Source organism: Streptomyces sp. NPDC127100 (assembly GCF_042724095.1).
Lineage (GTDB): Bacteria > Actinomycetota > Actinomycetes > Streptomycetales > Streptomycetaceae > Streptomyces.
In genome coordinates this window covers 135,322-158,220 of sequence record NZ_JBHXFL010000005.1, presented here as the reverse complement: position 1 = coordinate 158,220, position 22,899 = coordinate 135,322, and the positions used below count along the sequence as shown (strand labels likewise).

Genomic DNA, 22,899 nt, shown 5'->3' with positions numbered 1-22,899 from the left:
GTCACGGGAATCACGGCTTGCGGGCGAGGCCGCCGTGCTCACCGATGGGCTCGGGTGCGGGGGAGAGGGCGTCCGGGCGCCAGAGCGGGACCGACACGACTCCGGGCTCCACCAGGTCCAGACCGTCGAAGAACGCCGTGATCTGGTCAACGGTGCGCAGCACGTACGGCGCGGCACCGCTCTCGTTGTAGGCGTCCTGCGCCTGCTCGAAGTCCGGGTCGACGCCCCGCGAACCGTCGTTGACGGACAGGTAGCTGCCCGAGGGCAGCGCGTCCATCAGCCGGGTGACCACGGAGCGCGCGACGTCGTAGTCGGGGATGTGGCCCAGGATGTTGCTCAGGACCAGCGCGACGGGACGGTCGAGATCGAGCGTGCCGGCCGCCGCCGCCACGATGCGGTCCGGGTCGAGCACGTCCGAGTCGATGTAGGCCGTGGCCCCCTCGGGCGTGGAGGTGAGCAGTGCGCGGGCGTGTGCCAGGACCATCGGGTCGTTGTCGACGTAGACGATCCGGGTGTCCGGGGCGATCCGCTGGGCGACCTCGTGGGTGTTGTCCGCGGTGGGCAGGCCGGTCCCGACGTCCAGGAACTGGCGGATGCCGGCCTCGGCGACCAGGTGGGTGATGTTGCGGCGCAGGAAGGCGCGGCTGCTGCGGGCGATGGTGACGATGCCGGGGAAGACGGCGGTGTAGGCGTCTCCGGCCTGCTCGTCGACGGGGTAGTTGTCCTTGCCGCCCAGCCAGTAGTTCCAGATGCGGGCCGAGTGCGGCACCGAGGTGTCGATGTTCGGGTGCGCGGGTCCGGGCGTCGTCACAGGGTCGCTCATGTGGAAGGTCCGTCTCTCGGCCGAGGCGTGAACTGTCCCGACCCAACCTACGTCTCAACGTTTCTTCCGTGTACGGGGGTTCGCGTACCGGGCCGCGCCGGGGTGCGTGCCTCGGAGTCCGGGAGCCCGGAGTGTACGTTCGTACGTTCAACATATAGGCTCCGCGCATGACTGTCGATGTCCTGCGCCCGCCCGGGCCCGTCGAACGGAAGGCCCGTGCGGCCGTCGCCGCGCTGTTCTTCACCAACGGGGCCCTGTTCGCGAACCTGTTGCCCCGGTATCCGGAGATCAAGGCGGACCTGGGCATCGGCAACACCGCCTACGGACTGGCGGTCGCGGCCTTCCCCGCGGGCGCCATCGGAGCCGGCCTGGCGGCGGGCGTGGTGATCCGCCGGCTGGGCTCGGCGCGCGCCGCGGTGGCCGGCACGCTGCTGACCGGCGCGGGTGTCCTCGCCGCCGGCCTGGCCGACTCCGTGGTGATGCTGGCCGCCGCGCTCTTTGTGGCCGGAGCCATGGACGCCGTCACCGACGTCGCGCAGAACGCCCACGGGCTGCGGGTCCAGCGCCGCTACGGACGCTCCATCATCAACTCCCTGCACGCCGTCTGGTCCGTCGGCGCCGTCACCGGCGGCTGCATGGCCGCCGCGGCGATCGCGCTCGGCCTGCCCCTGGGGCAGCACCTGGCGATCTCGGCCGTACTGTTCGCGGTCGTCGCGTGCGGTGCCCTGCGGTACTGCCTGTCCGGACCCGACGCCGAACCCGACGCCGAACCGGGCGCGGAACCCGGCGTGCGCGCCGCGGAAGGCCGGGCGGGCCGGACGTCGCGGCGAACGGTCCAGGTGCTGGCGGCGCTCGTCCTCATCGCCACGGCCGGCACCCTGGTCGAGGACGCGGGCAACTCCTGGGCCGCGCTCTACCTCGCGGGCTCACTGCACGCGTCGGTGTCACTGGCCGCCTCCGGCTACATCGCGCTGGTGGGCGCGCAGTTCGTCGGCCGTCTCGTCGGCGACCGGCTCGTCGACCGCTTCGGGCAGCGTGCCGTGGCCCGCGCCGGCGGTCTCGTCGCCGCGCTCGGCATGGGCCTGGCACTGGCCCTGCCCACGGTGCCCGGGACGGTTCTCGGCTTCGCCGCGGCCGGGTTCGGGGTGGCGACCCTGGTGCCCGCCGCGATGCACGAGGCCGACGAACTGCCGGGACTGGCGCCCGGCACCGGGTTGACCGTCGTCTCCTGGCTCATGCGTCTGGGCTTCCTGCTCTCGCCGCCCGTCGTCGGGCTGGTCGCCGACACGGCCGGTCTCCGGGCCGGCTTGCTCGTGGTGCCCCTCGCCGGCGTCGTCGTGCTCCTCACCGCCGGGGTGCTGCGGACGAAGCGGCGCTGACCGGACGCCGGAGCGAGGCACCGTCTCCCTCGTACGGCGGTGCGGGAGGTCCTCCGATCCAAGGTGTACGGTCGTACGCATGGCGACGGACTACTTCGCACAGGACCCCCGCACCAACCTCGAGCGCATGCTGGCGGGCGACCTCTACATCGCCGACGATCCCGAGATCGCGCGCCGGCAGAAGCTGGCCGTGCGGCTGGCCGCCCGCTACCAGGCCGCCTACGCCGAGGACGTCGACGCCGCCCGGCCGATCCTCGCCGAACTGCTCGGCTCCCTCGGCGAGGAGGCACACGTCAGGCCGCCGCTGTACGTCGACTACGGCAGCAACATCACCATCGGTGCCCGCACCTTCGTCAACTACAACCTGACCGCACTCGACGTCGCGGCGATCACCATCGGCGCGGACTGCCAGATCGGTCCGGGTGTGCAACTGCTGACACCGACCCACCCGCTGGAGCCGCAGCCACGACGCGACAAGCTGGAGGCCGCCCGCCCGATCACCATCGGGGACAACGTCTGGCTCGGCGGAGGCGCCGTCGTCCTGCCCGGCGTCACCATCGGCGACAACTCCGTCATCGGCGCCGGAGCGGTCGTCACCAAGGACGTTCCCGCCGACGTCGTCGCCGTCGGCAACCCCGCGCGCCCGGTCCGCGACCTCTGAGATTCTTCCGCCATGGCTACCGGACACGCAGACCCCCAGCGCCGCGAGCGCATTCTCGACGCGACCCTGGACCTCATCGCCGAAGAGGGCCTCGCCCAGGTCTCCCACCGGAAGATCGCCGCCCGCGCCGGTGTCCCCCTGGGGTCCATGACCTACCACTTCAGCGGCATGGACCAGGTGCTCCGCGAGGCGTTCGGCCGCTTCACCGACCACATCGTCGCCGTGTTCGACGCCCACCTCGCCGCCCCGGCCGACGGCGACCAGGCCCGACGGGCCGTGACGGACCTCGTGCACGCCCTCTCCGAGGGAAGCCCGCGCGACCTCGTGCTCACCCAGGAGCTCTACACCCTCGCGGCACGCCGGCCCGCCTACCGGGAACTCACCCACGAATGGATGCGGCGCAGCCGCACCCATCTGGAGAAGCACTTCGACCCCGGCACGGCCCGTCAGCTCGACGCCCTCATCGAGGGCCTGACGCTCCATCGCGCCCTGGCCCGTGAGCCGCACGACCGGGCCCTCACCCTCGAAGCCGTCACCCGCATCACCACCACCGGCCGGCCCGCCGCATAGGGCCGGCCGCCGGGTCGACCCGCGTCCGGGTGGGAAGGCGCCGGAAGGAGGGCGTTTTATGGTGGTTCGATGCGAACCGTTCCCAGGTGGGTGTTGTTCACGTCGGGGTGCGCGCCCATCCTGCTGATCGGAGGGTGGGCGATCGCGGCCCTGCTGATGGGGCCCGCCTACGACCCGTCCACCGATACGATCAGCGTTCTGGGATCCTACGGAGCCTCGGGGTTCTGGGTGATGAACGGGGCGTTCCTCGCGCTGGGACTCTGCCATCTGCTGACCGCCTGCGGGCTGCGGGCGGCCTCGGCCGCCGGCCGGCTGGCGCTCGGCGGGGGAGGACTGGCGGCGTTCGCGGTGGTGCTGCTGCCCGCGCCGAGCAGCGGAGGCTCCCTGCGTCACGGCACGGTGGCCGTGATCGGCTTCACGCTGCTGGCGCTGTGGCCGGTCCTGGCCATCGACGGCGACGGAGGCGCCCCGTGGGCCCTGCGGCCCGCACCGTCGATCACGGCGACCGTGCTGATGGCCGTCGGCGGCGCGTGGTTCCTGTTGGAGATGACGCGCGACGGCGCGGCAGGCGTGGCGGAACGGGTGGTCACGTTCGCCCAGTCCCTGTGGCCCTTCGTGGTGGTCACGTCCTGCCTGTCGCGCTCCGGAAGACGTGACGAGGGAGCCGGGCGGAGACGGTAGGGCAGAGCCCGCGTCCGGCTCGCGGCCCCGGGCGGCCGTCCCCGCCCGCCGTCAGCGACCGGACGCCGGACCGTCGCCGTCGGCCTCGCCCGTCGGCCGGAACTCCACGGCGACGACGCCGTCCACGCGCCGGCACAGCTCCTCCAGCGCGGACACGGACACGTCCTCGGGGAGCCCGCCGCTCAGGACGACGTGCCCGTGCGTCACGTCCACCTGCAGGGAGGAGGGCGGCAGGCCGAGGGTGCGCACCAGGGTCTCCTCGATGATCTCGGTCCGGATCGCCCGGTCCTTGCGCAGGAAGACCCGCAGCAGGTCGCTCCTGCTGACCACCCCGATCAGCCGCCCGTCCTCGCCGACCACCAGGAGCCGCTTGATGCCGTGCCGTGCCATCACGCGGGCGGCCTCCACGACGCTCCAGTCCTCGCGCGCACAGACGGCGGGCGACGTCATCAGCCCCGCCGCGTCGGTGGCGGAGGCCTTGGCGCCGGCGGACCCGGCTCCCGCGCCCGGCCCGGCGGGCCCGTCCGGCTCCGCGCCCCACATCTTCTGCAGGAGGTCCGCCTCCGACACCACCCCCACGGGCCGGTCCGCCCCGTCGACCACGGGGACCGCCGTGATGTCGTAGTCCTGCAGCAGGTGGGCGATCTCCTTGAACGGCGTTCCGTGCTGCACACGGACCACGGCGTCGCTCATCACATCGCACACCCTCTGGTGCTTCATTCCAGGACTTCCTCTCCGCTGCCGGGGCGCGTCGACCGGCATCCGACCTTCTCACCACCTGAAACGTCCCGCGAGCCGGAAGCGTGCCCCTGTCCGCCGGCAGCGCACACGGGAGCCGCCCGGCCGGTCAGTTTTCGAGAAGCGCCGGTGACCCGGCCGCCCGTACCGTCGATGACATGAACGCCATCGACTACGTCACCCTGGAGGTGGCCGACACCGCGGCCGCCGCCCGCTTCTACGACGACGCCTTCGGTCTGGACCCCTCACAGGTGCGGCTCCGCGGCTCCGACGCCCCCACGACCGGTTTCCGCGGTTTCACCCTCTCGCTCGTGGTGTCCCAGCCTGGTGACGTCGACGCGCTCGCCGCCGCGGCCGTCGATGCGGGTGCCACCGTCCTCAAGCCCGCCGCGAAGTCGCTGTGGGGCTACGGCGGCGTCGTCCAGGCCCCGGACGGCACCATCTGGCAGCTCGCGACGTCGGCGAAGAAGGACAGCGGGCCGGTCACCCGGAACGTCGACGAGATCGTGCTCCTTCTGGGGGTCGAGGACGTGAAGGCCTGCAAGCAGTACTACGTCGAGCAGGGCTTCGGCGTGGGCAAGAGCTTCGGCGGCAAGTACGTCGAGTTCACCCCCGGGGCGGGCACCGTCAAGCTGTCCCTGTACAAGCGCCGCGCGCTGGCCAAGGTCGCGGGCGTTCCCGTCGGGGGCACGGGGTCGCACCGGCTCGTGCTGTCCTGCGCCACCGGTCCGTTCACCGACCCGGACGGATTCGTCTGGGAGGCCACCGTCCCGGCGACCGCGACCCGCCCGGGGAGCCCGGACGCCCACGGGGCGGACTGACGGGGACGGCCACCGGACCGCCGCACCCGTCCGCGCCGAGGGGTCCGGTCAGTTCGGCGGCAGGGTCACTTCGCACCACACCGTCTTGCCGTTGCCCCGCGACTCGACCCCCCAGGCGGAGGCGAGCTCCTCGATCAGCATCAGTCCGCGGCCCGACGTCGAACGTTCGGTCGCGGCCCGGCGCCGTGGCGAGACCGGTGAGGTGTCGGTGACCGCCAGCCGCACGGTGGGGCCCCGGCCGGCCACCGGCGAGACCGTGAGGGTCGAGTCGCCCCGGGCGTGCAGCAGGGCGTTCGTGGCCAGCTCGCAGGCGAGCAGCTCCGCCGTCTCGGACAGCGGGCCCAGCGACCAGTCGGCCAGCGCCGTCCGCAGCGCCAGCCGGGCCGTGCGCAGGGTGTCGGGGTCGACCGGACGGATGGCGACCTCCAGCCGCTCGCTGGCCTCGGACGCATGGCGGTCGCGCCGTATGATCAGCAACGCCACGTCGTCGTCCTCGCCCGTGTGGGCGCTCATGGAGTTCAGCACGTGGTCGGCGAGGCCGTCCGGCTCCACGGGCCCGGCGGCGACGGCGCCGAGCAGCCTGCGGCAGCCCTCACCGATGTCGGCCGTGCGCGACTCGACGAGCCCGTCCGTGCACAGCAGCAGCGTCGAACCTGGGCTCAGCACCATCTCGAGGGCGGGATGCCCGGGCCGCGACCCCGGGTTCGACAGACCGAGCGGAAGGCCGCCGGGGGTCTCCAGCCACGTACAGGTGCCGTCCGGACGCCGCAGCACGGGACCCAGGTGACCGGCACGCACGATCACGGTGCGTCCGGTGCGCGGGTCGATCTGCACGAGCAGGCAGGTGGCGAACCGGTCGGTGTCCAGCTCGGTGAGGAAGGCGGAGGCGCGCGCGACGACCGTCGTCGGCGGGTGGCCCTCGGCCGCGTAGGCCCGCAGGGCGATGCGCAGCTGGCCCATCACGGCGGCGGCCGTGACGTCGTGACCCTGCACGTCGCCGACGACGGCGACGACCCGGCCGTCCGGGAGCGTGAGCGCGTCGTACCAGTCACCGCCGATCCCGCCGCGGGCGCTCGCCGGACGGTAGCGGGTGGCGGAGACCAGCCCGGGAGTGGGCGGCATGTGACCGGGGAGCATGGCGGTCTGCAGCCCGGCCGCCAGCTCGTGCTCCCTGTCGTACAGCAGGGCCCGCTGCAGCGACTGGGCGACCACCTTGCCCAGGGCGTTCAGCACCGTCCGCTCGTCGTGCGTGAACACACCCTTGCCGTCGAAGGTGAGGCCGAGGGCACCGATCGGGGTGTCGTGGGCGATCAGCGGCTGGTACACCGCGCCCGTCGCCCGCGAGAACATCTTCAGATAGGGCCGCAGCGCCGGGTACCGCTCGACGAACTCGTCGCGCTCGGTGACGAAGACGGGCTCGCGGGTGCGCACCGCCTCGCTGAGCGGCAGCGGCTGGTCGAGCCGGGACAGGTGGAAGTCCCGGACGAGCTGCCGGCTCAGACCGTTCGAGCCGATCAGTTCCATCCGGCCGTTGTCGACCAGCCCCAGGACGATGCTCGAGGCCCCCAGCCGCTCCATCAGGCGGGCCGAGGTGAGGGCCTCCGCGACGTCCTCCACCGTGACCGTGGGCATGAGGGCGTCACTGAGGTGCGCGACGATGTCCGCCTGCCGGCGCCGGTCCTGTCTGGCCTGGCGCAGCTGCTGGGTCTGGTCGATGGCCCGCAGCTCCTGGCTGGCGTCCCGCACGATGCCGATGACCTGGAGGGGACGCCGCTGGGCGTCGCACACGACGTGGCCCTGGGTGTGCGTCCAGCGCAGCCAGCCGTCGGGGTGCCGGACGCGGAAGTACAGACTGAACCCGGACCGGTCCTCGAGGGCCCGGTCCACGCTCGCCCGGACCGCGGGCAGTTCCGCCGCGAGCATCCGTTCACCGAGTGTGCTCAGCCGGCCGTCGAACTCGCCGGGGCGGAAGCCCATGACGGCGAGGGCGGCGTCGTCGTACTGCATCTCCCCACTGGGCACGTCCCAGGTGAAACTGCCCATGCCGTTGACGGCCAGGGCCACATGCGCGGCAGCCCGGCGGTCGCCTCGCGGCCGGTGCTCACCGCGTCGGCTCCCGGAGTGCTCCATCACTGCCTCCCGGCAGGTCGCGTCGCATCGGTGCGCCCCGTCCCGAGGCGGCCGGACGCCACCGAGCCGGCATGTCCTCCTCCCATTCTGCGCGCCCGCGGTCCGCGGCGCGCGTCCGGTGGTGGTGAGGGAGGCCGACCGCATCCTGAGACCGGGGGCCGTGGGGGAATGACAGGAGGAAGATCTTGGTTGGCACCTGTCATGCCCGAATCCTCCGCGCGGCCCATGGCGCCCCGCATGCCACTCGCCGTCTACATCCTCGGCCTCTCCGTCTTCGCGCTCGGTACCAGCGAGTTCATGCTGTCCGGCCTGCTGCCGCCCATCGCGGACGACATGGGCGTGTCCATCCCCCGGGCCGGACTGCTGATATCGGCGTTCGCCATCGGCATGGTGATCGGCGCCCCACTGCTCGCCGTCGCGACGCTGCGGCTGCCGCGGAAGACCACCCTGGTCTCCCTGATCTCGGTCTTCGGCCTCGGCCAGGTCGCGGGCGCCCTGGCACCGACGTACGAGGTCCTCTTCGTCTCACGGGTCGTCAGCGCCCTGGCGTGCGCGGGATTCTGGGCGGTGGGTGCTGCGGTGGCCATCGCGATGGTGCCGCAGACGTCGCGGGCCCGCGCGATGGCGGTGATGATCGGCGGACTGTCGATCGCGAACGTCCTCGGCGTCCCGGCGGGCGCGTTCCTCGGTGAGCACCTGGGCTGGCGCTCCGCGTTCTGGGCCGTGGGCGCGGCGTCCGCGATCGCCCTCGTCGGAGTGGCGACGAAGATCCCCCGCATCCCGCTGCCGGAGCGGCTCCCCGTGCTCAAGGGCGAACTCGCGATCTACCGAGACCGCCAGGTGTGGCTCTCCATCGTGGTGACCGCGCTCGCGGCGGGCGGCGTGTTCTGCGCCTTCTCCTACCTCGCGCCGCTGCTCACGGACGTGGCCGGCCTGGAGGACGGCTGGGTGCCGACCGTGCTGGCGCTGTTCGGCATCGGCGCGCTGGTCGGCACGACGATCGGCGGACGCGTCGCCGACGCCCACCTGTTCGGCGTGCTCCTGTCCGGTATCACCGCCTCGACCGTGCTGCTGACCGCGCTGGCCCTGTTCGCCTCCAGTCCCGCCGTCGCCATCGCCCTGTCGTTCCTCCTGGGCGTCTCCGCGTTCTACACCGCGCCGGCGCTCAACGCCCGCATGTTCAACGTGGCGGGCGCCGCGCCCACGCTCGCGGGCGCGACGACGACCGCCGCCTTCAACCTGGGCAACACCGGCGGCCCCTGGCTCGGCGGCACGGTGATCGACGCGGGCCTCGGCTACGCCTCCACGGCCTGGGCCGGTGCGGCGATGACGGCGGTCGCGATCGGCCTCGTCGCCGTCTCGCTGCGCCTGCACAGCCGTTCCCGCGTCGTGATGGGAAGCCTCGCCGCGGAGCCCGCGGGCACGGAGCACGCGCAGCGCGTGTGACGGCAGGGCGGCCGGCCGGCCGCCCCCGTCCGCCGCGCGCCGTCGCGGAGGGCGCGCGGTGGGGAGGGCGCGTGGCGCGGCCGGTGGGCGGTGCGGCCGGTGGGCGGTGCGGAGGGCGCGTGGCGCGGCCGGTGAGAACGCCCGGCAGGGCGCGCCGCCCGTGTCCTGCAGCTGCCCGAACTCCGGGACCGGTCCGCGCATCCCTTCGGCGGGCGGCCGCGCCGGCGTGATGCCCCCGCAGGAGGGCACGCCGGGAAATCGTTGCGCCCCAGCCTCCTGCTCCCCGCGCGCCTCCCCGCCCTGTCTCACGGCTCCCGGCGCGCCACACCCTCCCGCTCCGCCACACCCCGCGCGCCCCCTTCCCTCCCGCTCCGCCGCACCCCGCGCGCCCTCCTTCCCTCCCGCTGCGCCGCCCCGCGCCCCTTGACGCTCGGTCGGAGGGATCACATACTGGCGGCCAAATCGATTTGGCCAAATCGATTTGGCTCTCCGTCCAGGGCCGGATCGCGGCTGAAATCCGAGCGTGCCCGTATGCCCGAACGGAGCCCGAACGTGTCCAGTCCCCGCCAGACCCGGCCCCCGGCCGGAGCCTCACCGAACCCCGGCGGCGAAGCGGCCGCGCAACCACCGGTCGCCTCCGGCGTCGCCCCCACCGGGACGGCCGACCGCCGCCCCACCGTCGAGGAGACCGCCGGCCCCGACCGGACCCCGCCCGGCCGCGGCCCCACCCAGGCCCCGCCCGACCCCGCCGAGGCGCCGTCCGGGGACGTCGCCCGGCCCGCCGTGCACCCCGTGGACGAGGCCCGGCCCGTGGGGCGGATCCTGCTCTTCGGCATCCAGCACGTCCTCGTCATGGCCGCCACCCCCATCTCGGCGATCTTCTTGATGAGCGCCACCCTCCGCCTCGACACCGACCTCACCGTCGACCTGCTCTCGGCCGCCTTCGTGCTCTCGGGGGCGGGGTCGCTGCTCCAGTCGCTCGGACTGTGGAAGTTCGGACCGCGGCTGCCGTTCGTGATGCTGCCGGGCGGGGCACCGCTCATCCTGTTCCTCGCGATCGCCGAGCAGCACGGAGTGCGCACCGCCACCGGCGCGGTGGTACTGACGGCGGTGTTCACCTTCGTCGTCCTGCCGGTCTTCTCCCGGCTGCTCAGATACTTCCCCGCTCTCGTCATCGGCACGATGATCGTCATCGTCGGCGTCAATCTGGTGAAGGTCGGCGCCGTCCTCGTCACCGGGCAGCCCGGCGCGCCGGGCTTCGCCGACCCCGCCGACCTCGGTCTCGGCATGGCGACGATCGGGTTCACCGTCGTCTTCTACCTGTTCTTCAGCGGTGTCGTGCGCCAACTGGCCGTGATGCTGGGCCTGCTCGCCGGCACCGCGCTCGCCGCCGTGACCGGTGTGCTCCACGGGGGAGGCGCGGCGGGGGGCAGCCTGGTGAACGTGCCCCACCTGATGCCCTTCGGCTCGCCCCAGTTCAACCTCGTCGCCGCGCTGCCGCTGATGCTCTACAGCCTGGCGTCCATGGCCGAGGCCACCGGCCAGACCGTCATCAACGCCGAAGCCGTCGGCAAGGAGATCGACAAGCGGACCGATGTGCCCAAGACCGTCCGCGGAGACGCGCTCACCTCGCTCTTCGGCGGGTTCTTCGGCCTGCCGCTCATGGTCACCAGCGGGGAGAACATCGGAATCGTCCGCGTCACCGGGGTCCGCAGCCGGTTCGTCACCGCCGCGGCCGGCGTCGTGCTCATCGTCGTCGGATTCCTCGCCCCCGTCACCCGCACGATCAGCGTGATCCCGACCGCGGTCGTCGGCGGCACCGCCATGGTCGTCTTCGGTGTCATCACCGTGCTCGGCGTCCAGATGCTCGGACGCTCCGAACTCGACCGGCACACCAGCACCTTCATCTGCGCCGTAGCACTCGCGCTGGGACTGCTGCCCATCCTCGTCCCCGGCGTGTACGGGGCCTTCCCCGCCAACGTCCGGATCCTCCTCGAAAGCGGCGTCGCCGTCGGCACGTTCACCGCCGCCGTCCTCAACATCCTTTTCCACCACGTCAGGCCCGGCGCCGTCGCCCGCCTGACCTCCGCACGCACAGGAAGCGACCGATGAACCCATCCGACCGTGACGCCCTCGCCCGCCCCGGCCCGCTGCTCCTCCTGCCCGGCGCGGTCCTGCTGCCGGAAGGCCCCGTCGACGGCTGGGCGGTCCTGGTGGACGACGGCCGCTTCGAAGCCGTCGGACCGGCTGCCGAACTGGAGCGCGCCCACCCGCGGCAGCGGACCGTACGGCTGCCCGGCCACCTGCTGATGCCCGGCTTCGTCGACGCCCACCACCACCTCACCCAGAGCTTCGGCGCGGCCCTCGCCTTCGGGGAGCCGTCCGAGATCTTCCGCCGGGTCTGGGTACCGCTGGAGGGCGCGCTGGACGAGGAGTCCGCCTACACGGCGGCCAAGCTGGCGGCACTCGAGGCGCTGCGCGGCGGCTTCACCACCGTCGCCGACGCCGGCACCCGCGCCGACGTCGACGTGGACGTCGTCGCCTCGGCCGCACGCGACGCCGGGATCCGCTGCGTACTCGGGCTGGTCTGCAACGACGCGGACGCCGGCGACGGCACCGGTCCGGCCGTCCTGGAACACGCCGAGAAGCACCTCGCCCGCTACACCGGCGACGCCCTGATCCACCCCTCGCTGGCCGTCTCGATCCCCGAGGCCGCCACCGAGGACACCCTGCGCGCCACCGCCCGCCTGGCCGCCGAGGCCGGGACCGTCGTGCAGATCCACGTCAACGAGCACCTCGCCGGCGTGGAACGCTCCCTGGTGCGGCACGGTCTGCGCCCCCTCGAGCACCTGCACGGCATCGGCGCGCTCGGCCCGCAACTGCTCGCCGCGCACGCCACGCTCCTCACCCCGCGCGAACTGAGCCTGCTCGCCGACACGGGAACGGCCGTCAGCTACAACCCCGTCGCGAGCGCGTGGAAGGGCAACGCGGTCGCCCCCGCGACGGCGATGGCCGAGCGCGGCGTCCGATTCGGACTCGGCACCGACGGCACCCGCGGCGACGGCTTCCGGCTCGCGGACGCCGCCGAGTTCGCCCAGCGGCTGGCCTACGGGCTGGCGACCGGCGACTCGTCCTGCGGAGCCGGCTGGACGTGGCTGGACCGTGCCACCCGCGGGGGAGCGGACGCCGTCGGGCTCGGCGCCCTCACCGGCACCGTCGCGCCGGGCGCGGCGGCCGACTTCCTCCTCGTCGACGCCGACACCCCGGAGACGGCGCTCTCCTGGGACCTGCCGTGGGAGCTCGTCCGGCGCGGCAACCGGGACCAGATAACGGCCGTGTTCGTCGCCGGCCGGCTGCGCATGTGGCACGGCCGTCCCGTCGGCTGGGACGGGCCCGCACTGGTGAGACGGGCCGCCGACCTGGCCCGCGCCACCGTCGCCAGGGCCGGCGTCACCCGGGTGCACCCCACGTCGACGGCGTCACGGGCGCTGAGCACGACACAGGAGCGGAGCGCGGCACAGTGAGTACGCAGATGCTGGCGGTCCTCGCGGTGACGGTCGCCGTCGCCGCGTTCGTCCAGGGCAGCAGCGGACTGGGCTTCGCGCTGATCGTCGCGCCCGTCGCCGGGATCGTCGACCCCGGACTGGTCCCGGTCTTCGTCCTGGCGTCGATGATCCCGCTCAATCTGTACGTCGCCTGGCGGGAACGGGCGTCGATCGACCTGCGCGGCGCCGGCTGGATCACCGGGGCGCGGCTCGCCGCCACCCCGGCCGGTCTGGCCCTGTTGTGGCTGATACCGGAACGCAGTCTGGGCCTGTTCGTGGGCGTGGCCACCGTACTCGCCGCGGTCGTCAGCCTGACCGCACCGGCGTTCGCGCCCGGGCGGGTGGCGTACGTCGGCGCGGGTGCCGTCACCGGGCTCACGGAGACCGCGACCGGCGTCGGCGGTCCCCCGCTCGCGCTGGTCTACCAGCACCGGCCGCCCGCCGAGCTGCGCTCCACCGTCGCCGCCTGCTTCCTCGTCGGGGAAGTCGCCTCCCTGGTACTGCTGTTCGCGACGGGCAAGGCGCAGCCCGCGGAGCTGGGCCAGGCGACCATGCTGCTGCCGGCGATCGCCGTCGGCGCGTGGCTCAGCCGCCTGGTGCACCACCGACTGGACGCACGCAGGATGCGGCTGTTCGTGCTGGTCTTCGCGCTGGTCTCCGGCCTGGTCCTGATGTTCGGAGCCTGAGGGGCCTGAGGGCCGTCAGACCCGCCCGTGACGGCACGCCCTGTGCCGGACCCGGTCCGTGGCGGACTTCAGGGGCGGGCGGTCCGTACCGACGAGGCCCGGGCGATCACCCGCGGCCGCGGGGACACCGCCACCGACGCGGTGGCGGTGTCCCCGCGCAGCCGTCCCAGGAGGAGCTCCACCGCGTCGGCCGCCGCCCGGTCCAGGTGCAGGTCGACCGCGGTCAGGGGCGGCTCGCAGGTGCGGGCCCGCAGGCCGTCGTAGCGGGTGACGACCATGACGTCGTCCGGGACCCTCCGCCCGCTGTCCCGGACGGCCCGGACCGCGCCCACCGCGAAGGCGTCGACCAGTGCGCACACCGAGTCGGTCTCCGGGTGCTCGGCGAGCAGGGCCGCGCACCTCTCGTACCCCGCCTGCTCGCCCCCCGACTCCGGCACCTTCGCCACTACGGGCGTCCAGCCGTGCCGTTCGGCGACCCGTTCGTAGGCGGCGAGCGCGTCGACGGACGAGTGCCGGGTACCGGAGCCGACGATCAGCGCCGGACGTACCGCGCCCTGCTCGTGCAGGTGCTCGAGCAGCAGTTCCGCCACCAGATCGCCGCGCAGGTCGACGTAGGGCGCGTCGTCGTCCGGCGACACCGGCCTGCCGAGCGCCACGTACGGCAGCCCGCGTTCGCGCAGTTGCGCGGCCGCGGCGTCGTCCACCTCCGGCTCCACCACGATGGCCCCGTCGATGTCGACGGAGTACAGCGCGGAGCCGGACTGGACGGGAGGCACCAGGACGAGGGCGTAGTCGTGGAGGAGGGCGCTCTCCGCGGCGGCCGCCGCGACCTCCATGTAGAACCCGAGCCGGGACGGCCCGCCCGCCACCGCGAACGGCATCGAGGAGGCCAGCGCGATGGCCTTCGCCTGTCCGCGCCGCAACCGCTGCGCCCGCAGATTCGGGCGGTAGCCCAGGTCCGCCGCGGCCTGCCGGACGCGCTCCCGGGTCCGGGGGTCGACCTTGCCGAGCCCGTTCAGGGCATGCGACACGGTCGTGCGCGACACACCGGCGACGCGGGCGACGTCGGCGATCGTCGGCGGCTTCGGGCCGGGGGCGGAAGTAGCCATCTGCGCGAAGACTCCTCGCTGGCGTGGACGGTTGACGCCGACCATCTTCGCCGACGCGCCGTCCGGCCGGACGAGGTCCCCCGGCCGGGGCCCGGGTCAGCCCGCCCCGACCGGCCGAGCGGGGAGCGACGGCCCCTCCGCGAACGGCGTGAAGTGCGCGGGCGGATGATCGATGCGCGGCAGGTCGCCGCGCCAGGAGGTCAGGATCTGGGCACTGCACTCGAACAGCCCCTGCGGCAGCCCGTCCAGCGGCCACCAGCGCCAGTCGCCCACGCTTTCGCCCGGCTGGTCGCGGGGATCGCCCCGCCACGCCGCGACGACGGCGCCCACGGTGACGCGCACCACGTCACCGACGTGGTCGACGAGCGTGCCCAACAGCGTCACGTCCTCGGGGCGGGCGAGCCCGGTACGGCGGGTCGGCGGGCGACGTCATGAGGCGCGGCCCTTTCGTGGCGGGCCCGGGCACGCCCGGGCGGGACGGCGGTGGTGGGGCGCCCGCGCCCCCGACGAGGAACACATCGCCCTGAACAGTCCCCACTTCGGGACGCCGTCACACGCCCGGCCCGGTGGACGCCTCGGCGACCGCGCGGGCGAAGCGTCAGCCGCCCGTCGCGGCGAAGGGGCCGCCGTCCGCGAACACGAGCCGGGCGAAGTTCTCGCCGATGCGGCGGTGACCGGCGGGATCGGGGTGGACCTCGTCCGGCAGCGGGAACTCCGCGTAGTCCTTCTCGCCGTACAGTTCACGGCCGTCGAGGTAGTGCAGGTTCACGTCGTCGTCGGCCCGCTGCTCGACGATCCGGGCGAGCGCGTCGCGGATGACGTTCAGCGTCAGGCGTCCGGCCGCGCGTTCGGCGGGATCGCCAGTCGCCTTGAACCGCACCGTCCCGCCGTCGAAGTCGGGTGCGAGAGGGCCGGGAGTGTCCTCCTGGACGGGGCACAGGACGGGCGACACGACGAGCAGCGGCGTGCCCGGATGCCCCTCGCGGACGGTGTCCAGGAAGCCGTGCACCGCGGGGACGAAGGCACGCAGGCGCATCGCGTCGGCGTTGACGATGTTGATGCCGACCTTGAGGCTGATCAGGTCCGCGGGGGTGTCCCGCATGGCGCGGGCGGTGAACGGGTCCAGCAGCGCGCTGCCGCCGAACCCCAGGTTGACCAGCTCCACTCCACCCCGGCTCGCGGCCAGTGCCGGCCAGACGGCGGTGGGGTGGGCGGCGTTCGAGCCGTGGCTGATGGAACTGCCGTGGTGCAGCCACACCCGGCGCCCGCGGTCCGGCGCCGCTTCGACCGGGGCGTCGGTGCGCAGCGAGATCAGCTCGGTGATCTCCGTGTGCGGGAGCCAGATCTCGACGTCCTTGTCCCGTGCGGGCAGACCGGTGAACCGGGCGGTGCCGGCAGGCCCTTCGCGCAGTTCGGCGCGCTGGGTGACCATGTCGACGACCGTGCGGACGTTGCCGCCCGCGACGGTGGCCTGGGCGGCGAGGCGGCCGTCGACCAGCAGGTCGTAGACGCCGTCCGCCGGGGCGGGGAGGCCTCGGTAGGCCCGCTTGGTGGGCAGGGTGACCAGTTCGACGGTGGTGGCCCGGGTACGGAAGACCAGCCGTACGCCGGAGGGCTGGGCCTCCGCCACGGCCAGTTGGTCGTCGGGGATCTGCCGGCGGGCCCTGGCGGGCAGCCGGTGCGGCAGCAGGCCCTGCGCGGTGCGCTCGACGTCGAGGTGACCGCGCAGCAGGTCAGCGGTCACGGGTGTGGTGACCCAGTCGTGGTCGGTGTCGTGGTCAGTGCTCATTGCCTTGGTTCCGTAGTAGGGCGTCGAGTGAGTCGAGCATCCAGGCCCACGACTCCTGCGGATCGACGGCGGTGTGGCTGAAGCCTCCGGCCATCTCCAGGCTGACGTAGCCGTGGAAGACGCTGCCCAGCATCCGGACCGCGTGGGTCTGGTCCGGCTCCGTCAGGTCGTAGCCGCGCAGGATGGCCCGGGTCATCTGCGCGTGCCGGACGCCGGCGCTGGCCGCCGCCGTCTCGGGGTCGAGCCGTAGCCGGGCGGCGTCGTAGCGGCCGGGGTGCTCCCGGGCGTAGTCCCGGTAGGCGTCCGCGAAGGCGGCCAGGGCGTCCTTGCCGGCCCGCCCGGCCAGCGCGGCGGCCGCCCGGTCCGCGAGCTCCTCCAGCGCGAGCAGGGCGATCCTGGTCCTGAGGTCGTGGGAGTTCTTCAGGTGCGAGTACAGACTCGCGACCTTGACGTCGAAACGCCGGGCGAGCGCCGAGACGGTCACCTGGTCGAAGCCGACCTCGTCGGCCAGTTCCGCGCCCGCCCGGGTCAGCCGTTCCGGCGTCAGCCCTGCTCGAACCATGACCTGCCTCCCGTTCACCTAAAGGCATTATGCTCATGCCTAAAGCCTTTAGGCAAGCGCTGGTCATTCGGGCGGCAGTCGCGGATGGTGCGGCGCCGGCCGGGCGTCAAGCCCGGGGAGCAAGGGGTACGCCGTGCCGCGCGGTCAGCGAGGTCCTCGGATGCCGTCGATGATGCGCGTCCAGTTGTCGCTGCCGTGCCCGTCCTCGATCGCGCGACGGTAGTGGGCCTGTACCGCCAGGGGGAGCGCGAGGTCGAGGCCGAGCGCCGTACTGGTCTCGACGATGTGGTCGGACGTCGCACCCATCATGGTGACCGTGCTGAGGTCGCCGGGATGCTCTCCCGCGTCGAGTGCGGCACCGGGACGCTCCTCACCGGCCCGCAGTATGGCGCCGATCGAGTCGGTGAAGAAGAGCAGCTCCGGCAGGGACTCCTCGGCCTTCATCCCGGCGGTGCCCAGCATCGCCGTGGCGTGCATCAGGCCGGACAAGGTGGTCAGGAACACCGCGAGTTGGGCCTGGTACATCATCTGGGCCAGGCCCGGGTCCTCACCCAGGTACTTCGGCGTCCCGAGCAGCGCCAGTGTCTCCCGGTGACGCTCCATCACCTCTTCGCGGCCGCTGTAGAAGACGTACGACGCCTCCGTGCCGACCATCGGCGCGGGCACCATCACACCTCCGGTGAGGAACGCGGCGCCGTGGCCGGCCGCCCAGGTCGCGGCCTCGCGTGTGCGGTCGGGGGTGTCGGAGCTCAGGTTGACCAGGGTGCGGCCGGCGAGCGACGCGGTGGCGGTGCCGAGGACGTCGTACATCGCCCGGTAGTCGGTGAGGCTGAGGACGACGAGGTCGCTCGCCTCGGCCGCGGCGCCGGGCGTCGCCGCCAGCGTCGCCCCCTCGGCGACGACACCGTCGGCCCGGCCGGCGGTGCGGTTCCACACGGTGACCCGGTGGCCCGCGGCGAGGAGCGCACGGGTCATCGCCTGACCCATCGGGCCGAGCCCCATCACGGTCACGGCGCTGTTCTGCCTGGTGGTGCGGTTCTGTTCGTTCACGCCTCCATCCTCGAAGAGCGTGACTAGGCTCGGAAGTACCCACTATTTACTGCGGTACTTACCTTTTCGTAAGGGGATCGATGATGGCCAAGGCGCCGAGGAACGGGCCGTACATCTGCGGCGTCGACGCAGCGCTCGATGTGGTCAGCGGCAAGTGGAAGGGACTGATCCTCTGGGAACTCGACACTCATGGCGTGCGCCGCTTCGCCGAGCTGCGCCGCGGTCTGCCGGGGGTGAGCGAGAAGATGCTGACGCAGCACCTGCGTGAGATGGAGGCGGACGGTCTGGTGCTGCGGGAGGTGTATGCCGAAGTGCCGCCGCGGGTGGAGTACTCCCTGACCGAGCACGGGCACACCCTCAACCAGGCGCTCGGGCCGCTCGGTGCCTGGGGGAGCGAACGGATGCGTCGCGAAGGCTGCGAGACGGTCGACGTCCCCGGAACCGCCGCCGCCCCGGCGTGAGCGCACCCGGTCCCGACCACGGCCTGTATTCCCGCGGTGAGGGCCGGTTCCGCGACGACCGCGATGATTCCGGCGCGCGGAACCGGTCCTCATGAGGAGAGCTCCTCATGAGGACTCATGAGGAGAGGGAAGGAGAACCGCCATGCCGGCACAAGACCGCCCCGAGCGGCCCACGACCGAGCTGGACGCCCGCTACAGCTCGGCGCTCAATCCCCGTCCGGGTGCCGCGGACGCCACGGCGACCGAGTGGGCCGAGGCCCAGCGGCAGCTGGAGACCGCCGAGATCTTCTGGGTGTCCACGGTGCGGCCCGACGGGCGCCTGCACGTCACCCCGGTGATCGCCGCCTGGCACCGCGGGACGCTGTACTTCTCCACCGGCGCCGGGGAGCAGAAGGCGAGGAACCTCGCCCACGACGGACACTGCGCGCTGACCACCGGCGGGAACTCACTCACCCGGGGGCTCGACCTCGTCGTCGAGGGCACGGCGGAACCGGTCGCCGACCCGGCCGTCCTCGAGGAGGTGATCGCGGCGTACGAGGCGAAGTACGGGCGGCACATCACCTCACCCGACGGGACCTTCCACGGGATCGGGGACGCGTTCCGAGAGGGGCACGCGACGGTGTACGCGGTCGCCCCGGCCACGGCGTACGGCTTCGGCCGCGACGGCGGGGTGTACAGCCACACGCGGTGGGTGTTCTGACGACCGGCCCGCTCGGGACCGCGGCTCAGCGACGGTCGCCGTGGACGCGGCGGTAGCTCCAGGCGAGGAGGGTGAACAGGACGAGGCCCGACAGGATCAGGCTCGCTCCCGTGCCCCACCCGGCGAACGGGACCCGGGGGACCAGCCCCCACACCAGACCCGCCCCGACGAGGCACAGTCCCGCCGTGACCGACCCGGCGATACGCCACGGCGAGGAGACGCTCTCCTCGACCCCGCGCATCGCCTGCCTGCGAACGGGGCCGACGTACCGGTCCAGCGCGGGTACGGCGCGGGACAGCAGCACCACTCCGGCGAACACCAGCAGCAGCCCCGGGCCGGGCAGCACCAGCAGGGCCACACCGACCAGCACCAGCACCGCGCCGAGGGCACCCAGCGCCACTCGCCGGACCGATTCGACGCTTCGCGCCATGTCGTCCCACTCTCCTGAGCTCAGCGCGGACGGCCCCACGGTGGCGCGCGTCCGTGCGGCCGATGCCACCGCGCCTCTGTTCCCCGTACCGCGGCAAACCATGCCCCTGCCGCAGGGACGACCGCGTCGTGCCGTCGATCCCCGCATCGCCGCCCGGACCGCCCGGCGGATCACGGCGGCCCGCGTCCGGTTGATCCGCCGCCGTACGGCCGCTCCGCGGCTCAGGCGTGGGACAGGGCGAACGAGACGAGGAAGCCGCTCACCGTGACCAGGCCGATGGCCAGGTGGGCGTCCTCGAAGGCCTCCGGAATCATCGTGTCGGCGATCATGGCGAGGATCGCCCCGGCCGCCACGGCGGTGACGGCGGCGATCACCGCCGGGGAGAAGGCCCCGACGACCGTGTAGCCGAGGACGGCGGACACGGTGCCGGCGGCCGCGATCGCGCCCCACACACCGAAGACGTACCCCCTGCTCCGGCCGGCCCTCCTCATCCCCGCGGAGCTCGACAGCCCTTCCGGTACGTTGCTGATGAACACCGCCGCGACGGTCACCAGGCTCACCGCGCCGCCGTCGAGCAGACTCACCCCGATCACGGCGGACTCCGGGACCCCGTCCAGCAGGGCCCCGAGCGCCAGCGCGAGACCGGACCCGCCCTGCTGGGCCTCGGACGGCTGCGCCTGCGCCGTGCGGTGGCCGGAGCGTTTGCGGTGCCGGGCGCCCCGGCGCGCCAGCCAGAGGTTGCCGACGGTGTAGGCCACCGCGCCGAGGATCGTCCCGACCGCGGCCGGAGCCAGCCCGGCCTCGTCGTAGGCCTCCCCGACCAGCTCGAAGGAGACCGCCGAGAGCAGCACCCCCGCTCCGAACGCCATCACCGTGGCGATCACCTTCTGCGGCACCCGCACCCCGAAGCCGATCACCGCCCCCAGCAGCAGGGCCGAGCCCGCCAGCAGTCCCCACAGCCCCGCCCGCACCACCTCGATCATCCCCTGCCGGTACCCGGCGGCGCCCCGACGATGCCGTGCGTCAGGAGCCCGGGGCGGGGGCGCGCCGGATGGGCATCATCGTCTCGACCGAGTCCTGCGCCAGATGGTCGAGGATCAGCCGGTTGACGAGGGCCGGCTTCTCCAGCGGGACCAGGTGCGAGGCGCCGGGGACGACGGCCAGCTCCGACTCGGGGATCGCGCGGTGGAGCGCGGTCGTGTGCTCCAGCGTCATCATGTCGTCGTCGCCGACGAGGACGAGAGTGGGTGCCCGGACGCGGGCCAGGTCCTCGACGGTCATCGTCGGCTGGGTGCGCCACATGTCGGTCAGCTTCGCGGCGACCGTCGGCCAGTGGTCCGCGCCGTCCGGCGTGGCGGCCTCGTACAACTCGCGGAAGAACGCGAGAGCGGGGCTCTGCGGCGTCATCGCGTCCAGCATCGACGGCTGGACGAAGCACTCCGGGCCCGGACGGAAGTTCGCCCCGATCAGCACGACCTTGCGCACCAGGTCGGGCCGTGCGGCGGCGACGAGCAGGGCGACGATGCCCCCGTCGCTCCAGCCGACCAGGTGGGCCGCTGCCCCGACGACCGTCTCGAGGAAGTCCACCGTGTCGTCGGCCATGTCCTGGTAGGTGAGCGGCCCTTCGACGTCGGGGGTGTGTCCGTGTGCCCGCCGCTCGGGGAGGAAGAGGCGGTACGCGGCGGCGAGGTCGGTGCGCTGCGCACCCCAGGTGTCGTTGGTGCAGAAGCCGCCGTGCAGCAGGACCAGCGGATCACCGGTCCCCTCGGTCTCGTACCAGGTACGGACCCCAGGGAGGTCCGCGTAGTCGCCCATGGTGTCCCGGCCCTCTCGACGGCTGTCCCCGCGGGGCCAGTCTCCGGCCCGGCCCCCGCACCCGCAACAGCGTGCCGGAGCCGGACCGCCTTTCGCGCCCGTGCCTCCCGCCGCTGTGTCGCGATCCGGACGGCCCTGGCGAGCATCCTGCTCCGCCCGCACCCGTCAGCCGATGGTGACCACACGTGCCCAGGCCGGGGGAGTGTCCGGGACGTAGTCCGGGTCGCTCTCGTCGACGCCGCCGGCCGGTCGCGGGAAGAGCCCGACCACCGTGCGGCACGGAGGCTGCGCGGACGGCCACGGCGTCTGACCGTCCGTCAGCGCGACGATCACGTCCGGGCGGGGCCGGGACCGCAGCGCCTGCGCGAAACCGGAACGCAGGTCCGTTCCGCCGCCGCCGAGCAGCTCGATGTTCTCGGCCCGGCACAGCGGGGCGGCGACCCCGGCCGCGGCGTCGCAGGAGATCACCGAGACGAGGTCGCGCCGCCCGCCGACCGCCTGCGAGATCGCCGCCACCTCCAGCAGCGCGCTGCCCAGCTCCGCGTCGCTCACCGACCCGGAGGTGTCGATCACGACGCAGACCCGGGGCGGCGTACGGCGCAGACTCGGCAGCAGCACCCCGGGCACGCTCGCCGACCGCCGGGACGGACGCCGGTAGCTGTGGTTCTCGCCCGCCCCCGGCGCACCGGCCGCCGAGCGGACCGCCGCTCCCAGCAACTGCCGCCACGGCTGCGGCGGGTGGAAGGCCTCGTCCGCCCAGCGGCGCCACCCGTCCGGTGCGTCACCGGGCCGCCCCTTGATGCCCTCCGCGACCCGGAAGCGGACCGCGTCCCGCTGCTGCCTGCTCAGCCCGTGCGCGCCGTCGGGCCCCAGCTCCCACGGCCGCTCCTGCCCGTCCGCGCCGCTGCCGCAGTCCAACCAGGCCAGGCCGGCGGCGAGCCCGGACATCGACGCGGTCCGCAGGTACTCCTCCATCAGCAGACCGGAGGACAGCCGCAGCAGCGAGGGCAGCACCGCGCCCTCGGGCCGGGGCAGGCCGTCCCCGTAGATGTCGTCGTTGATCTCGAAGTCGGCGGCGATGTTCCGCCGCAGCCGCTCGCCCGGCCCGTGCTCCTCGTGTTCCCGCGCGTACCGCTCACCCCGCCCGTGATGGTCCCGGAGCAGGTGGGAGACCTCATGGACCCAGACGCCCGCCAGTTCCTCCAGCGGCATGCGCGCCACGAAGCCGGGGGAGACGTAGCAGCGCCAGTGCGCGTCCACCGCCATCGTCGGCACCGACCGGTCCTCCACCACGTGCAGCGCGAACAGCGCGTCGGCCAGGTAGGGCCGGACCTTCACCGCGTACAGCCGGGCGGCCAGCAGCTTCTCCATGTCCAGCCGGAGCTCCGGCCCGCCGGCCCGTTCCCCGGGCACGGCCGGCTCACCCGCCCCGGCCCTGGTTCCGTTCCACGGCTCAGGCAGCTCGGCCCGTACCGGACGCGGGGGCGCGACCGGCCTCATCGG

The 22,899-nt window shown here is 73.4% G+C and carries 23 protein-coding genes; 11 read left to right on the top strand and 12 right to left on the bottom strand.

Annotated elements, in window-relative coordinates; translation table 11 throughout:
• Positions 1-10: 10 nt before the first annotated feature.
• Positions 11-823: an SAM-dependent methyltransferase gene (locus tag ACFWJB_RS08545; RefSeq protein ID WP_386921104.1), complete on the bottom strand. Its 813-nt coding sequence runs from the start codon at positions 821-823 to the stop codon at positions 11-13.
• Between the two features lie 167 nt (positions 824-990).
• Between ACFWJB_RS08545 and ACFWJB_RS08540 the strand changes: the two genes are divergently transcribed.
• From ACFWJB_RS08540 to ACFWJB_RS08525, 4 genes are all read left to right on the top strand, one after another.
• On the top strand, positions 991-2,202 hold the full coding sequence (locus ACFWJB_RS08540; protein ID WP_386921102.1) for an MFS transporter: 1,212 nt from the start codon (positions 991-993) through the stop codon (positions 2,200-2,202).
• A 79-nt stretch (positions 2,203-2,281) separates the two neighbouring features.
• Positions 2,282-2,863, top strand: coding sequence for a sugar O-acetyltransferase (locus ACFWJB_RS08535; RefSeq protein WP_386921100.1), 582 nt, complete (start codon positions 2,282-2,284; stop codon positions 2,861-2,863).
• A 12-nt stretch (positions 2,864-2,875) separates the two neighbouring features.
• Positions 2,876-3,433 carry a TetR/AcrR family transcriptional regulator gene (locus ACFWJB_RS08530; RefSeq protein ID WP_385457423.1) on the top strand — a complete coding sequence of 186 codons (558 nt, stop codon included), beginning with the start codon at positions 2,876-2,878 and terminating at the stop codon, positions 3,431-3,433.
• A 69-nt stretch (positions 3,434-3,502) separates the two neighbouring features.
• Complete coding sequence (locus tag ACFWJB_RS08525) at positions 3,503-4,114, top strand: DUF998 domain-containing protein (protein ID WP_386921098.1); 612 nt, start codon at positions 3,503-3,505, stop codon at positions 4,112-4,114.
• A gap of 51 nt (positions 4,115-4,165) precedes the next feature.
• Here the strand turns inward: ACFWJB_RS08525 and ACFWJB_RS08520 are convergent, their stop codons facing one another.
• Positions 4,166-4,834, bottom strand: a complete 669-nt coding sequence (locus tag ACFWJB_RS08520; RefSeq protein ID WP_385457419.1) for a CBS domain-containing protein — start codon at positions 4,832-4,834, stop codon at positions 4,166-4,168.
• Positions 4,835-5,010: 176 nt separating this feature from the next.
• On the opposite strand from ACFWJB_RS08520, the gene ACFWJB_RS08515 reads away from it, so the two are divergent.
• Positions 5,011-5,673: a glyoxalase gene (locus tag ACFWJB_RS08515; RefSeq protein ID WP_385457417.1), complete on the top strand. Its 663-nt coding sequence runs from the start codon at positions 5,011-5,013 to the stop codon at positions 5,671-5,673.
• Between the two features lie 48 nt (positions 5,674-5,721).
• Here ACFWJB_RS08515 and ACFWJB_RS08510 read toward each other — a convergent pair whose 3' ends face one another.
• A complete protein-coding gene (locus ACFWJB_RS08510; protein WP_385457416.1) occupies positions 5,722-7,803 on the bottom strand; it encodes a SpoIIE family protein phosphatase in 2,082 nt (693 codons plus the stop codon).
• Between the two features lie 237 nt (positions 7,804-8,040).
• Here ACFWJB_RS08510 and ACFWJB_RS08505 point away from each other — a divergent pair, with 237 nt between their 5' ends.
• The 4 genes from ACFWJB_RS08505 (at position 8,041) to ACFWJB_RS08490 (ending at position 13,480) form a co-directional block, all read left to right on the top strand.
• Positions 8,041-9,249 carry a Cmx/CmrA family chloramphenicol efflux MFS transporter gene (locus ACFWJB_RS08505; RefSeq protein ID WP_386921221.1) on the top strand — a complete coding sequence of 403 codons (1,209 nt, stop codon included), beginning with the start codon at positions 8,041-8,043 and terminating at the stop codon, positions 9,247-9,249.
• A gap of 783 nt (positions 9,250-10,032) precedes the next feature.
• Positions 10,033-11,361 carry a uracil-xanthine permease family protein gene (locus ACFWJB_RS08500; protein ID WP_386921219.1) on the top strand — a complete coding sequence of 443 codons (1,329 nt, stop codon included), beginning with the start codon at positions 10,033-10,035 and terminating at the stop codon, positions 11,359-11,361.
• Positions 11,358-12,773, top strand: coding sequence for an amidohydrolase family protein (locus ACFWJB_RS08495; protein WP_386921095.1), 1,416 nt, complete (start codon positions 11,358-11,360; stop codon positions 12,771-12,773). The genes ACFWJB_RS08500 and ACFWJB_RS08495 overlap by 4 nt, the downstream gene beginning before the upstream one ends.
• Complete coding sequence (locus ACFWJB_RS08490) at positions 12,770-13,480, top strand: sulfite exporter TauE/SafE family protein (RefSeq protein ID WP_385457410.1); 711 nt, start codon at positions 12,770-12,772, stop codon at positions 13,478-13,480. Before ACFWJB_RS08495 ends, ACFWJB_RS08490 begins: the two co-directional genes overlap by 4 nt.
• A gap of 68 nt (positions 13,481-13,548) precedes the next feature.
• Here the strand turns inward: ACFWJB_RS08490 and ACFWJB_RS08485 are convergent, their stop codons facing one another.
• The 5 genes from ACFWJB_RS08485 to ACFWJB_RS08465 form a co-directional block, all read right to left on the bottom strand.
• Positions 13,549-14,589 (bottom strand): substrate-binding domain-containing protein, encoded by a 1,041-nt coding sequence (locus ACFWJB_RS08485; protein ID WP_386921093.1) that lies wholly within the window; start codon positions 14,587-14,589, stop codon positions 13,549-13,551.
• A gap of 96 nt (positions 14,590-14,685) precedes the next feature.
• On the bottom strand, positions 14,686-14,973 hold the full coding sequence (locus tag ACFWJB_RS08480; RefSeq protein ID WP_386921091.1) for a hypothetical protein: 288 nt from the start codon (positions 14,971-14,973) through the stop codon (positions 14,686-14,688).
• Between the two features lie 214 nt (positions 14,974-15,187).
• Positions 15,188-16,378 (bottom strand): GDSL-type esterase/lipase family protein, encoded by a 1,191-nt coding sequence (locus ACFWJB_RS08475; RefSeq protein WP_386921089.1) that lies wholly within the window; start codon positions 16,376-16,378, stop codon positions 15,188-15,190.
• Positions 16,368-16,940, bottom strand: coding sequence for a TetR/AcrR family transcriptional regulator (locus tag ACFWJB_RS08470; protein WP_386921087.1), 573 nt, complete (start codon positions 16,938-16,940; stop codon positions 16,368-16,370). Before ACFWJB_RS08470 ends, ACFWJB_RS08475 begins: the two co-directional genes overlap by 11 nt.
• Positions 16,941-17,084: 144 nt before the next feature.
• A complete protein-coding gene (locus ACFWJB_RS08465) occupies positions 17,085-17,942 on the bottom strand; it encodes an NAD(P)-dependent oxidoreductase (protein ID WP_385457522.1) in 858 nt (285 codons plus the stop codon).
• Positions 17,943-18,073: 131 nt separating this feature from the next.
• Between ACFWJB_RS08465 and ACFWJB_RS08460 the strand changes: the two genes are divergently transcribed.
• Positions 18,074-18,451: a winged helix-turn-helix transcriptional regulator gene (locus ACFWJB_RS08460; RefSeq protein WP_385457520.1), complete on the top strand. Its 378-nt coding sequence runs from the start codon at positions 18,074-18,076 to the stop codon at positions 18,449-18,451.
• A 142-nt stretch (positions 18,452-18,593) separates the two neighbouring features.
• Positions 18,594-19,151, top strand: coding sequence for a pyridoxamine 5'-phosphate oxidase family protein (locus ACFWJB_RS08455; protein ID WP_386921085.1), 558 nt, complete (start codon positions 18,594-18,596; stop codon positions 19,149-19,151).
• Positions 19,152-19,176: 25 nt separating this feature from the next.
• On the opposite strand, the gene ACFWJB_RS08450 is transcribed toward ACFWJB_RS08455, so the two are convergent.
• The 4 genes from ACFWJB_RS08450 to ACFWJB_RS08435 all read right to left on the bottom strand — a co-directional run bounded on the left by ACFWJB_RS08450 (position 19,177) and on the right by ACFWJB_RS08435 (position 22,767).
• Entirely contained in the window at positions 19,177-19,581 is a 405-nt protein-coding gene (locus ACFWJB_RS08450) for a PGPGW domain-containing protein (RefSeq protein ID WP_386921083.1), read from the bottom strand.
• Between the two features lie 221 nt (positions 19,582-19,802).
• A complete protein-coding gene (locus tag ACFWJB_RS08445) occupies positions 19,803-20,564 on the bottom strand; it encodes a ZIP family metal transporter (RefSeq protein ID WP_385457394.1) in 762 nt (253 codons plus the stop codon).
• 40 nt (positions 20,565-20,604) lie between these two features.
• Complete coding sequence (locus tag ACFWJB_RS08440; RefSeq protein ID WP_385457392.1) at positions 20,605-21,396, bottom strand: alpha/beta fold hydrolase; 792 nt, start codon at positions 21,394-21,396, stop codon at positions 20,605-20,607.
• Positions 21,397-21,561: 165 nt separating this feature from the next.
• On the bottom strand, positions 21,562-22,767 hold the full coding sequence (locus tag ACFWJB_RS08435; RefSeq protein WP_386921216.1) for a VWA-like domain-containing protein: 1,206 nt from the start codon (positions 22,765-22,767) through the stop codon (positions 21,562-21,564).
• Between the last annotated feature and the right edge of the window lie 132 nt (positions 22,768-22,899).